Here is a 13495-nt window from a genome sequence, read left to right on the forward strand (position 1 = left end):
TTGTAAATATATTCACAAAGTATTGGACGCCTTAAACTAAAGGTGGAGGTGCTAAGCAGATGAAATATGAAAAACTGTTTGCAGCAGGTAAAATTGGACGCCTTGAACTTAAGAATAGAATTGTATTGCCGGCTATGGGAACGTCACTGGCTGCGGCCAGTGGTGAAGCTTCGGATGAAATGATTGCTTTTTATGAGGAACGTGCCGCAGGTGGCTGTGGTCTAATCATTACGGAAATTACGCGTGTGGATAATGAGACCGGAGTAGGTACACCGAACCAGCTGAATGCAAGTGACTTGCTGTTTGTGCCGCGTCTGGAGAAACTGGCAAGAGCTGTGCATCGTCATGACAGCAAAATATTCCTTCAGCTCCAGCATCCGGGCCGGCAAAATCACGGACAGCTTATTGGAGGCAAACAAATTGTTGCTCCTAGCGCAGTGATGTCTTCAGCGATTGGGGAAATGCCCCGGGAGCTGTCTACTGAAGAGGTAGAAGAGTTAGTTCGTAAATTTGTGTTCGGAGCTTATATAGCTAAAACAGCAGGTATTGATGGTGTGGAGATCCATGGTGCCCACGGCTATCTCGTAGGACAGTTTCTGAGCCCACTTACCAATCTGAGAACTGATAAATATGGCGGTTCACTGGAAGGTAGAATGTTATTCCTGAACGAAATTGTGCTTGGCATCAAAAAGACCTGTGGCGCAGGATTCCCTGTATCGGTGCGAATCGACGGCGATGAATTTGTCTCAGGCGGGATTACACTGGATGAGGCTATCCGGACTGCGAAACATCTGGAAAGCATCGGAGTGGATTGCATAAATGTAAGCTCCGGTACTTATGAATCGTCCAATACGATCATTGAGCCGATATCCTACCCGCAAGGCTGGAAAAAACATCTCTCCGCAGCCATTAAGCAAGCGGTGCAAATTCCAGTGATTGCTTGTGATGTGATCCGTAAGCCTGAATTTGCTGAGAGTCTGCTACAGGAAGGAAACACGGATTTTGTAGCCCTTGGAAGAGCCCAACTGGCCGATCCGGAGTGGGGTAACAAAGCGGCAGCAGGCAAAGAAGCAGAGATCAGAACCTGTATCTCTTGCCTGTACTGTATTCAGGAAGTAATGGAGTGCAAGGTAATCAAGTGTGCTGTCAATGCCAGAGTGGGCCGTGAGCTTGAATTTGCAGAACCAACCAAAGATGGCGCTGGCAAAGTAGTAGCTGTGATCGGCGGGGGTCCAGCAGGTATGGAAGCAGCACGGATTCTGGCGCTCAGAGATTTTAAACCTGTATTGTTCGAAGCCAGAGATGTGCTAGGCGGCAGCGTGGAGCTGGGAAGCCGGCCACCATTGAAGGAGAAGCTGAACTGGTTTATTGATAATATGCAGCATCAGTTAGAGGATCTGGATGTTGATGTCCGTCTCTCTACGAAACCTACGCTGGAACAACTGAAGCAACTGAACCCTTATGCGGTATTTGTTGCTGCTGGGGCACAGCCTATAGTGCCTGTTATTCCGGGAGTAAAGAAGGCAGCGGTCTGCACCGTTGTTGACGTACTTAGTGGGTCAGTTGTGATTAAGAACAAGCAGGCTGTGGTCATCGGCTCCGGCATGACAGGGCTGGAAACGGCTGAATATTTAGCCGATATGGGAAATCAGGTCACGGTGGTGGAAATGCAGCCGCGGGTTGGTCCAGATGCCTATCTGCCAAATCTGATCGACATTGTGACTAGACTGAAAAAGAACGGCGTGGAGCTCTTAGCATCAACCAAGCTGGTAGAAGTGCAGGATGGCGCGATTGTGCTTGAGAATACGTCCACGGGGGAAACTTCGCTGAAAAAGACGGATGCTGTTGTATTATCCATTGGTGTTACACCCGATCGCTCATTTGTTGATGAGTTGAAGCAGGTACTGCCTAATGTGAAGGTGATCGGCGATGCAGGCAAGCCAGGCCGAATCGGACAGGCCATTCAATCTGGATTCGAAACGGCTTTTGTGCTGAACTAAAGGGTTACTAATCTAAGGAGGGTTCATTCATGGTGAGTTTTGTGAAAAGTTTCGCAGATATGCAGAAATACGGAGGCAAGCCAACCACCTTTTATGATGCAGAGATGCTGACGGTGTATTGGGAGACCAAACCAGAGATTATCGAGCGTTTGTTGCCGAAGCCACTGAAGCCAACAAGCCGGCCGCTGGTAAATGCTTTTATCGCCAATTACCCAGCTACGAACTTTTGTCCACCTTATCGTGAAGCTGGATTGTTCGTTCTAGCGGACTATAACGGACAATTAGGCAACTACTGCCTGTCGATGCCTATTACAAGCGATATCGGGATGGCTATGGGCCGGGAAGTATGTGGGCTGCCTAAGAAAATGGCCGATGTGCGTATGAACACCTCAGAAGATGGCATTGATGGGGCAATCGGCCGGCATGGCATTGACTTTTTCAACGTAAAAGCCACTATGGATGGACACTTCAATGACAATGGAGCCGAGAAGATTCTGGAGGAATATTACGGCAAAGATATCCCTTTGTATAACATCAAATATGCCAATGCAATTGACGGAAACGGCTTCGATCTGATGCCAACCTTGGTCACACAGCGTTTAGTAAGTGAGGTTAAAGTCTATAAAGCGGCTGAAGCCTCTATCACCTTCCAAGACTCCCCGCATGATCCTTGGAGTGAGCTTGAAGTTGTGAATATGCTGGGCGCGGTTTACACCGTCAGTACAAATGTGCTTGAAAAAGGTAAAATTCTGGAGCCTCTGAATCCAATGGAGTATCTTCCATACTGCTATCTCCGCTGGGACTGGTGGGAGAACAATTTGCAACCTGTTTCCTCAGTATAAGCCTACGTGTTTGAAGTGAGTTTGTGCGAAATGAAACCGAAGAAGGATCGGCTAACTAAACATTAGGAGGAATTAGAATGACTAACCTTTTTGATTTGACGGGTAAGACAGCTATTATCGCAGGAGCATCCAGTGGGATCGGGGTACAATTCGCAGAGATGCTTGCTGAGCAAGGAGCAGACATTGCTATTTTGGCCAGAAGATATGACAAGCTTGTAGCAGTAGCCGAGGATATCCGGGCTAAATACCCTGAACGCAGAATAATTCCTATCGAGTGTGATGTAAGAAAAGAGGACCAGATTATTGTGGCTGTTCAAAAGGTTATGGAAGCCTTTGGCAAAATTGATATTCTGTTGAATAATGCTGGTGTGGTGGATGCGGTTCCGATTGAGGCGCTGGAAGAAGAAGCTTGGGATCGGGTACTGGATACGGATTTAAAAGGTGTTTTCCTGATGTCGAAACATGTGATCCGGCATATGAAGGAACGGAATTACGGCAAAATCGTCAATACAGCCTCAATGCTAGGCCTTACAGCTTCTGCTTCGGTTCCTACGCATTCTTACAATGCTGCTAAAGGTGGAGTGATCCATCTGACAAGAGGGGTGGCGGCAACTTACGCTAAGCATGGTATCACTGTTAATGCGATTGGACCAAGCTTGTTCAAAACTGAAATGACTGAGAATACGTTATTTGCAGAAAAAGCGCTAAAAATGTACAACGCAGTGTGTCCGATGGGGCGCCCTGGTAATCCGGGAGAATTAAACGGCGCCGTGCTCTACTTTGCTTCAGATGCTTCCAGCTACACTACAGGTCAGACTTTGTTTGTAGATGGCGGCTGGACAATTATATAGAGTTCATCTGGTTCTGTAAGCTCGGGGAATGATTGTAACTCCAAAAAAAGGGTATCTCAAAAGCCATGAAAGGGTGGCTGGGATACGCCTTTTTTTGCGTTGTACGATGAGCGGTGCTCCGCCAGTAACAAGAGAATTGCTGAATTTATCAGAAATTGTCGTTAATTTGCCTTAAAAAGTAGACATGACTACCTATGAGTGAGAAAATAGCATGTAGAGTTAGTAATAACTAAAAAGGACGGGATAACATCATGACAATTCGTTTCGGGGTCATTGGAACAAACTTTATTACAGACCGCTTCGTGCAAGCCGGCTTGGAGAATGAGGAGTTTATCCTGACAGCCGTGTACTCTCGCACAATGGAGAAAGGTCAGGCCTTTGCTGCTAAATATGCGGGAGCTACAATTTATACGAATTTGGAAGATATGGTGAAAAGCAAAGATGTAGATGCTATATATATTGCCAGCCCAAATTCTATGCATGCAGAACAAGCGATTATGTGCTTAAATCACGGCAAGCATGTGCTCTGCGAGAAACCGGCTGCATCCAACAGTACGGAGCTTAAAGCTATGATTGAAGCTGCGCGCACAAATGATGTGCTACTGGTAGAGGCGATGAAATCGACCTTTATGCCGAACTTTGGAGTGATTCGTGATAATTTGTATAAACTCGGCCAAGTTCGCCGTTATTTTGCAAGTTACTGTAAGTACTCCTCCAGATATGATGCCTACCGGCAGGGGACTGTGTTAAATGCGTTTAATCCCGCTTTTTCCAATGGCTCGTTAATGGATCTTGGAGTGTACTGTTTGTATCCAATGGTAGTGCTCTTTGGCAAGCCTCAATCAGTACAGGCAGTGGGTGTCATGCTCTCGTCAGGTGTGGATGGTGAAGGAAGTCTCATTATGAAGTATGACGATATGGATGCGGTAGTTATGCACTCCAAGATTTCCGACTCCTATCTGCCAGCTGAGATTCATGGAGAGAACGGTACGATGGTGATCGACAAGATCAATGAGCCTTATCAGGTGAAAATTTACTATCGTGATGGTACAGTTGAGGAGCTTACGTTGCCTCAGGTGTTTGAACCTATGTATTATGAGGTTGAAGAATTCATCAACTTGATTAAGAATGGTGAACGGGAGAGCAGAATTAATACTCATGAGAACTCCATGGCCGCAGCAGAGATTATGGAGGAAGCCAGAGCACAGATCGGTCTCCGCTATGCCTCAGATTTATAATAAATAGAATGGGGAGCAGGACTTGAAGACTTTTAAAAAGGTTTATATTGAGATAACGAGCGTCTGCAACCTCGCCTGCAGCTTTTGTCCACAAACCGCCCGGACGAAAAATTTCATGAAGCTTGATACGTTTAATACGATATTGGATGAAATTAAACCACACAGCAATCATATTTATCTTCACGTCAAAGGGGAGCCGTTGCTGCATCCCAAGATCGGTGAACTGTTGGATGCTGCTCATGCCAAAGGGTTCAAGGTTAATATTACAACCAATGGCACGTTAATTCATAAAGCCGGACCTAAAATTCTTGGTAAGCCCGCACTGCGTCAGATGAACTTTTCTCTGCACAGCTTTGATGGGCATGAAGGGTCAGAGAACCGTGAAGGCTATCTTTCAGAGATAATTTCTTTTGTACGGGAAGCCTCAGCGCAAGGGGTTATTATTTCTTTCCGCTTGTGGAATTTGACGGAGGATAATCTGACGAATCTGGAGAGAAACCGTAACCGTGAAACCCTTGCCCTGCTGGAGGAAGCCTTCAACTTGGATTTCAAGATCGAAGAAAAGGTTGTGCCTGGCAGTGGTGTCAAGATTGCCCCACGCATCTACCTTAATCAGGATCATGAGTTCCGTTGGCCAGCGCTGAATGAGCCGGAAGATGACGGAAAAGGGTTCTGTCATGCCCTGCGGAGCCAAGCGGCAATCCTTGTGGATGGCACGGTTGTGCCATGCTGTCTGGATGGTGAAGGAGTAATTAACCTAGGCAACATCCATGAAACTCCGTTCTCAGAGATTGTAGAGGGGGAGCGGGCGAACAATTTATTCTATGGCTTCTCACGTAGAGAAGCGGTGGAGGAGCTGTGCCGCAAATGTGGGTATCGGCAGCGGTTCGGAACCTAATGATAGGAATGCAAACAGAACCGGGACATGGCTATTTCATCAGTCCTGGTTCTGTTTTTTAATTAACGGGATTGTATATATATAATAATAGGTCTTTATAGTCTCCACTTTGGAGCGAAGGAGGAGCATATGCTGAAATCACTGGAAGCCATCGCCTTATACCGTGAAGGTGTGCAAGATCATTTGGAGGATCACCTCTGGCTGAAGCTTATTGTCCAAGCGGAGGAGCAGATTGTAAATTTGGAACGTGTGGAATCTCTGGAGGAGCTGGATCGCAGGAATCCCGTACTGGACTATGTGGAACGTAGCTTGCAGATTCTGGACCAACTTCCCCGTTCTATTTGGATAAAAGAGCTGGTGGAAGAAACGTTAATTTGGTCAGAAACGGCTAAGGGAGGTACAGCAAAGGAGCGGCTGGTTTGGCAGGAGGAAGGGATCAATTGTTTTGTACATAATTTAGGTTCCGCACAGTTATATGAGAGATATTTAGGGAAGGCTGTCTCCGAGAAAGATACGATGATTCAGCGGCTTATTGAGACTCATGGACTTATAGGACAGCAAATTCGCGGAGAAGTGCCGCCGGAAGTCAATAAGCCACTCCATGATATAGTGGAAGATCAGCTGCTGACCGCGGAGGAACTGGAACGCCTTCTGACCGTGCTCAATCATTGCATCATCGGAGCTGTGTCTCCCGAGTTATGGCAGAATGTGCAGCATGAAGTGAAGCAGCTTATTGAGCTGATTTCTTCAGGCAATCTTGCTAGTCCTATGCCGATGAAGGAACGACTGCGCAGAATGCGGCTGGGTCCGATCTCTAGAGGAGAGGATTTCACTACGGAATGGGCTAAGCTGACGCAGGAAGGTTTCCATGCTGAACGGTTGGTGTCATTAAGTAAGATTACCTTCTGGTATGTAGAATCTGCACTACAGACCTTTTCGCTGGAGCAATTTCTGAAGGTGATGGTACTTGCTGCCCAGAGGGCGCAGAATGAATCCTTAAGCCATATCAGCTTCGAGCATGTCATGAACAGCATTTACTACGATTACAAGGGTGTTAAGAAGACCAATGTTTATAAGAAGCGGATTATCGAAAAATATTTAGCGGAGCTTACATGGAAAGATATCGAGCAAGGGACTTTGCCTGCTGAGAACCCTCACCTACTCTTGCGGCAATATTCTAAGGAACATCTGCCAGAAACGGTATTTTTTCAATTCCAATTCTCGGCAGCGGCAGAGAAGCTGATCGAATTCTGTATGGAAGCTGAAAAATCACCCTTGTATGAACGTGCTGTATTGCTGTTATTCGATCTATTCGAGCTGCGCAGGGATGCTTTTGACCGTTTTCATAATGAAGATACCTACTTAAGCCAAATGAATAATACAGCAGATTATAAAGCTGTAATTCTAGATCATGTCACTGGACAAAAAGTGCTGGATATCGGTCCGGGCGGCGGTGTGCTGCTGGATTTACTGGAAGAGCGTATGCCCGAGGTTACTCCTATCGGCATTGATATATCAAGCAATGTAGTGGAAGCCTTGCGACAACGCAAGCAGCGGGAAGGTCGCCACTGGGAGGTGCTGCAGGGAGATGCGTTGAACCTTAAAGATTTCGTGGAGGCCGGAACGGTGGACACGGTAATTTTCTCTTCGATTTTGCATGAGCTATATTCTTATGTGCCGCTAAATGGTAATAAGTTCAATCACGACACCGTCTCCGCAGCTCTGCGAAGTGCCTTTGCTGTATTGTCAGCTGGCGGGGTTATCATTATCCGCGATGGGATCATGACTGAACCTGCATCATTGCTGCGGAGAGTTCGCTTTCTGGAAGAGGATGGTCTGGTGTGGCTGGAGCGTTATGCGAAGGATTTTGCTGGACGTCAGATTCAGTTTCAGAGATTAGGGGAACAAGAAGTGCTCATGCCCGTTAATGATGCCATGGAATTTTTATATACTTATACCTGGGGCGAAGAGGCTTATATTCACGAAGTCCAAGAACAGTTTGGTTATTTCACCCCTACGAAGTTTGCCTCATTTATTGAACAGATTTTAGGAGAGCAGGCAAAGATTGAGGTCTTGCGGCATTACTTGCAAGAAGGTTATACCGAAGCTTTGCGTGATAGAGTAAGGTTCATGGATGAGAGCGGACAGGAAGTGGCGCTGCCGGACAGCACCTGCTTTATTGTGATTCGGAAGGAATAGCCGAAAAATACATCAGCTGCATCTAAAAAAGCAATCGGCAGACCCTCTGATGCGGAGGAGATCCGATTGCTTTTTTATATAGAGATTCTTGCCCTTGTTAGATTAGTACTTCTAGCTGCGACTTATCAGATTCTTCGGCTAAACGTTGAATTTCTTGATAGGTAGCTAATTGTTCTGTCCGCTCATTGGTGTTCTCTTCAGAAGGTTTAATTTCTGTTGAACCTGCTTTATCGATCTGATCTTTAATTTTATCTCCCGTGTCTTTCATGGCATCGCCTAACGTTTCGTTCGTTTCCGATAGTTTAGTTTCGATTTTGGATAACTGTTCCCGTTTGGCTGTTGCGGAATGAGTAGAACGAGCCTCATCCAGCTCTATTTCCTTGGTCAGAACTTTTGCCTCGCCACGCATCTTAGTGTGGGTAGAAGAAACTACCTCCATTTGGCTAACATCTTGGCTTACAGAAACAATCGTATTCAATCTTTCATTCTGTATCTCTTGCTCGGTTTTAGGTTCATCCTTGGGATTAGCTTTTTGAGCATCTTCTAAGTTCTTTTGTTGCTCTTCGAAGCTGTATTTTGCAATTTGTTGGTCAATCGTTTGGAGCTGCTTGTCGAACTCTTTAAGTTGATCTTGAATAGATTCGAGATTATGTGAACTTTTGGTAGTTCTTTCAATCAGACTGTTCTTACTGTCGATGATATTTTGTTTTTGTTTAAGCAGGGAGTTAACCATTCCGTCCATTTTGGATTGATTTTGAAAAGCAGCCTTTGCAGATTTACTTATTGATAATTTATCTCCATTACCATTACCACTAGTATTGCTGTTTGATTTCATAGTTTTATCATTAGTTTGGTGACTAACAGATACATTAAACCTCGTTCCCATAGATGAGGTCATATTCGTTATGTGCATGGTTCATTATCCTCCTACGACGATAAGATCTATCTATAATATATCGGCAAATCAGCAGTAATATTTAATAAAGAGCGCTGTTAGCCGCAGCGTTGTTTGATGGACGCTTAACAGCTTTTTTGTCCAAACTATCCCGGAAGAGGAAGATATTTACCATTTTAGGCTTTGTAATGTCTATTTACCGGTGAATTTTTGTCGAAAGTTAGAGGGAGAAATGCCTTCTTTCTTGGAGAAGCAGGAAGAGTAGTAAGTAATATGATGGAAGCCAACCTCTTCAGCGATGCGGGCAATGGACCAGGAAGTTTGAATTAACAGCCGTTTGGATTGTTCTAGACGATAGGACAGGAGATAGGCCATAGGGGTCACACCGTATATTTTTAGCATGTTTTTGGCGAGATAGTTGGGATGATAGTTAAGTTCTTTTTGAAGTAAGGAGTTAGAGACATCACGAGTATAATTTTGCCGAATGAACAATTCAATCTTCTCGGCAAGATGAATGGCGGTTGCATCGGATGCCTCGGCCAGATCGCGGTCCAAGAATTGCAGGAACTGTTGAAAGGAGGCTTGGCGCTTCCAGTTGCGCATCGACTGGGGTTCTTGTTCCAGATGGAAAAAGAACTCTAATACCTCCATTGCCTTCTCTGATATTTCCGTATACTTCGGAATAAAGATCGAGCATACATCGCAGTGATTTAAATAAGCTTTTTGTTTATGGCTTTCGATGAGCTCGCTCTGATTTTCCAGACATTCGTTCATATCCTGACACTCGATCCAGCTGCCGAAGGTCTGGAAATGAATCCAGATGATTTCTGTTTCGATAGGACAAGGGGCAAAGCCATAGTGATGGGCATCTGGACGAAGGATGAGGAATTCTCCTTCCTTTAGCTCCCAGTGCACCTCGTTCTCGGCGATGGGCAACATCCCCTTTTTAACAATGATTAGATCAAATACGCCGATGCAATTACGACTGATATGATAGTCTCCAGCATTGTAGTGAGCACGGCCACAGTCTATGAAATAAGGAATAGGCGGTGTGATAAAGCTAAGAATCGGTGAGTTCATCGCGAGCCTCCAATTGGAATCCATCGTTTTTTTATGATGTAGATGAAACTAGCCAGCACCTTTCCTGAACTCCGAAGGCGAGCATTTCATCGCTTTACGGAAAACCTTTATGAAATAGCTTACATTATCAAATCCGACCTCGAATGCGATGTCGGATATTTTTCTTTCACTTTGTTGCAGCAGATCGGCAGCCTGGCGAATCCGGTATGAGTTGATGTAATCGACTGGCGTTTTACGAGTCATCATTTTGAAGAAGCGGCAGAATTGTCCCTCGCTCATGGGAATAAGCTCTGATAGATCACGGGTACGTATCGGTTCCTGATAGTTATCTTGGATATAAAGGATCACCTTTTTAAGGCGGTTAATTTTGGTGGTATCAGCATCATCCGATTGGCTGCGGTTCTCAAATCGGCCCTCTGCGGTAATCTTGGAAAGCATGATTAGCAAAGTTCCTTTCATAAAGGTCTCAAATCCGGGCATTTTATTAGCGTATGCCTCCATCATTTGCTCCAGATGATGAAGCAGCTCCTGCTGCCAAGGGACATCGGGTGTAATATGTCTCGGAAAGCTCTGGCGTTTCTCTTGCAGTGGCAAAATCGCGTTTTGCTGGATCGTATCGTACTGGGCGCTAGCCAAAAGATCAGGCAGAAATACAAGCGCACAGAATTTGCAGGGGGTGTCTTCGTTCAGCACATAGGCGGCGTGTATATCGCCAGATTCGATAAATACCGCTTCGCCCGCGCGGAGTGGAAAATATTCTGTGTCTACTTGGAACAGAATTTCTCCTTCTAGCAGCATAAAGAACTCCGCTTCTTCATGCCAATGTGTATCGAGTACATGCGTTCCGGATGGAAGTTCTATCCAATAAGCTGCGAGTGGAAACATACTATCTCCATGAACTCTGTTTTCTTTTAGCAAACTCTGAGTTGTACGGTCCATATAAAGGCCTCTTTTCTTAGAAAAACATCAAAATAGTGTTATAAATAAGCTATATAGTATTAGTTTTGTTCATTTTTTATCGGTATAATGCAACTATAAACACCAAATTGAAAGGTGGCAAGTACACAATGAAATTTACTGATGGTCTCTGGCTGGTTCGTGAAGGTATCACGATTAACGGCGCAGTTCAAAATTATGTTGTAGAAAAGACTCCCGAAGGATTAACAGCAATTACACAAACGACTCCAATCACAGGGCGCGCAGCAACGCTGAATTCAACCCTGCTTACTGTAAAATTCCATTCCCCGCTTCCAGGCGTGGTAGGCATTAAAATTATTCATCATGATGGTGTACAGGAACGTGGTCCGGTTTTCGAACTGACTAAAGGTACTGGCGATCATGTGAAGATTGAAGAAACGGATCTCGAAACCGTGCTGATCAGCGGCGGACTTCGTGTAGTGATTCGCAAAGGCGAACAATGGGCGGTGGATTTCTATCGCGGCGAAGAACGTATTACAGGCAGTGGCTTTAAATCCATGGCTTACATCACCGACCAAGACGGTAACACGTACATGCGTGATGAGCTGGATCTCGGCGTAGGCGAATTCGTATATGGTCTGGGCGAACGTTTTACCGCTTTCGTGAAAAATGGACAAACCGTTGATATCTGGAACAAAGACGGCGGCACTAGCTCTGAGCAAGCTTACAAAAACATTCCTTTCTACGTATCAAGCAAAGGTTATGGCGTATTCGTGAATCATCCGGAATTGGTTTCCTATGAAATCGCTTCAGAAAAAGTGAAAAAAGCCCAATTCAGCGTAGCTGGAGAAAGCTTGGAATACTTTGTGATTGATGGACCTACCATTAAAGACGTCATTAGCAACTATACTGCTCTTACTGGTAAACCAGCGCTTCCACCAGCATGGACTTTTGGCTTGTGGCTGACAACTTCGTTCACTACCAACTATGATGAAGAGACTGTAAATTCCTTCGTAGAAGGTATGGCAGAACGTGATCTGCCGCTGCATGTATTCCACTTTGACTGCTTCTGGATGCGTGAGTATCAATGGACTGATTTTGAATGGGATAAACGTGTATTCCCAGATCCAGAGGGCATGCTGAAACGCCTGAAGGAAAAAGGCCTGAAGATCTGCGTATGGATCAACTCTTATATTGGTCAACGTTCACGCTTGTTTGAAGAAGGCAAGAAAAACGGCTACCTGATCAAAAAGCCTAACGGCGATGTTTATCAATGTGACCTGTGGCAAGCGGGTATGGGACTGGTGGATTTCACTAACCCTGCGGCTTGTGAATGGTATGCCGGCTACCTGCGTGATTTGGTAGATATGGGCGTAGACAGCTTCAAGACAGACTTCGGTGAGCGGATTCCTACAGATGTAGTTTATTTCGACGGATCTGATCCGATGAAAATGCACAACTACTACACTCAACTGTACAACAAAGTTGTATTTGAAGTATTGGAAGAGAAGCTTGGTAAGAATGAGGCAGCATTGTTCGCACGTTCTGCAACTGCTGGCGGCCAACAATTCCCAGTTCACTGGGGCGGAGATTGCTACGCAGATTATGAATCCATGGCAGAAAGCCTTCGCGGCGGTTTGTCTCTGGGCTTGTCCGGTTTCGGTTTCTGGAGTCACGATATCGGTGGTTTCGAGAACACTGCTCCGGCACATGTATTTAAACGCTGGTTAGCTTTTGGACTGTTGTCCAGCCACAGCCGTCTGCACGGCAGCACTTCGTACCGTGTGCCTTGGGCGTACGATGATGAAGCTTGTGATGTTACCCGCTTCTTCACGAAGCTTAAATGCAGCTTGATGCCTTACCTGTATGATGTGGCTGGGCAGGCTGCAGAGCATGGCTGGGCTTCTATGCGGGCGATGGTTATGGAATTCCCGGAAGATCCAACATGCGAAGTGCTCGATCGCCAATACATGCTGGGTGATTCCTTGCTCGTAGCGCCTATTTTCCAAGAAAACGGCGAAGTGAAATACTATCTGCCAGCAGGTCGCTGGACTCACCTGTTATCTGGTGAAACTGTACAAGGCGGATCATGGCGCAAAGAGAAATATGATTTCTTCAGCCTGCCACTGTTCGTTCGTCAGAACTCCTTGCTGGCAATCGGCAGCATCGACAACAAACCGGATTATGACTTTGCGGATGGCGTGAAATTTGGCCTGTATTCACTTGAAGAAGGTACTACTACTTCTGCAACCGTACGTGATCTTAAAGGTGCTCCTGAATTGACTGTGAAGGCTGCCCGCAAAGGCAACAGCGTAACAGTTACTGCAGAAGGCAGCGGTAAAGAATTCTCGCTTTCCCTTAAAGATCTGGGAGCTATCGCTTCCGTAGAAGGTGCAGAGCAAGTGGATGAGACTACAGTGAAAGTAAACGCAGGTGCAAAATCTGTATCGTTTACCATTACACTGAAATAAGATGATTTCTTAAAGCATATTGATATAGCCATAACCTCTCTTGTAGACTGGGTGAACGATCCGTTCCCTGGTTTATAGGAGAGGTTTTAGTGTTACAATCTTA

General features: G+C 45.6%; 10 protein-coding genes. 7 read left to right on the top strand and 3 right to left on the bottom strand.

Annotation, left to right across the window (positions count from 1 at the left end):
• Window positions 1-59 precede the first annotated feature (59 nt).
• The 6 genes from MHB37_RS04340 (at window position 60) to MHB37_RS04365 (ending at window position 8028) form a co-directional block, all read left to right on the top strand.
• The gene (locus MHB37_RS04340; RefSeq protein ID WP_405168978.1) at window positions 60-2000 is read left to right on the top strand and encodes an FAD-dependent oxidoreductase; all 1941 of its coding nucleotides are present in this window, start codon (window positions 60-62) and stop codon (window positions 1998-2000) included.
• Window positions 2001-2029: 29 nt separating this feature from the next.
• The gene (locus tag MHB37_RS04345) at window positions 2030-2842 is read left to right on the top strand and encodes an acetoacetate decarboxylase family protein (protein WP_081386450.1); all 813 of its coding nucleotides are present in this window, start codon (window positions 2030-2032) and stop codon (window positions 2840-2842) included.
• Between the two features lie 77 nt (window positions 2843-2919).
• Window positions 2920-3693: an SDR family NAD(P)-dependent oxidoreductase gene (locus MHB37_RS04350; protein WP_036680744.1), complete on the top strand. Its 774-nt coding sequence runs from the start codon at window positions 2920-2922 to the stop codon at window positions 3691-3693.
• A gap of 251 nt (window positions 3694-3944) precedes the next feature.
• The gene (locus MHB37_RS04355) at window positions 3945-4931 is read left to right on the top strand and encodes a Gfo/Idh/MocA family protein (RefSeq protein ID WP_038568824.1); all 987 of its coding nucleotides are present in this window, start codon (window positions 3945-3947) and stop codon (window positions 4929-4931) included.
• Between the two features lie 22 nt (window positions 4932-4953).
• The gene (locus MHB37_RS04360; protein WP_076282120.1) at window positions 4954-5829 is read left to right on the top strand and encodes a radical SAM/SPASM domain-containing protein; all 876 of its coding nucleotides are present in this window, start codon (window positions 4954-4956) and stop codon (window positions 5827-5829) included.
• Window positions 5830-5958: 129 nt separating this feature from the next.
• The gene (locus MHB37_RS04365; RefSeq protein ID WP_405168979.1) at window positions 5959-8028 is read left to right on the top strand and encodes a class I SAM-dependent methyltransferase; all 2070 of its coding nucleotides are present in this window, start codon (window positions 5959-5961) and stop codon (window positions 8026-8028) included.
• Window positions 8029-8125: 97 nt separating this feature from the next.
• Here the strand turns inward: MHB37_RS04365 and MHB37_RS04370 are convergent, their stop codons facing one another.
• From MHB37_RS04370 to MHB37_RS04380, 3 genes are all read right to left on the bottom strand, one after another.
• A complete protein-coding gene (locus MHB37_RS04370; protein WP_405168980.1) occupies window positions 8126-8941 on the bottom strand; it encodes a hypothetical protein in 816 nt (271 codons plus the stop codon).
• Between the two features lie 174 nt (window positions 8942-9115).
• Complete coding sequence (locus MHB37_RS04375; RefSeq protein WP_076129612.1) at window positions 9116-10003, bottom strand: helix-turn-helix transcriptional regulator; 888 nt, start codon at window positions 10001-10003, stop codon at window positions 9116-9118.
• A 48-nt stretch (window positions 10004-10051) separates the two neighbouring features.
• Complete coding sequence (locus MHB37_RS04380; RefSeq protein ID WP_076129611.1) at window positions 10052-10942, bottom strand: AraC family transcriptional regulator; 891 nt, start codon at window positions 10940-10942, stop codon at window positions 10052-10054.
• Between the two features lie 128 nt (window positions 10943-11070).
• On the opposite strand from MHB37_RS04380, the gene yicI reads away from it, so the two are divergent.
• Window positions 11071-13392, top strand: coding sequence for an alpha-xylosidase (gene yicI / locus MHB37_RS04385; protein WP_076129610.1), 2322 nt, complete (start codon window positions 11071-11073; stop codon window positions 13390-13392).
• Window positions 13393-13495: the final 103 nt, after the last annotated feature.

It is taken from the genome of Paenibacillus sp. FSL H3-0286 (assembly GCF_045040705.1).
GTDB classification, from domain to species: Bacteria; Bacillota; Bacilli; order Paenibacillales; family Paenibacillaceae; genus Paenibacillus_AQ; species Paenibacillus_AQ odorifer.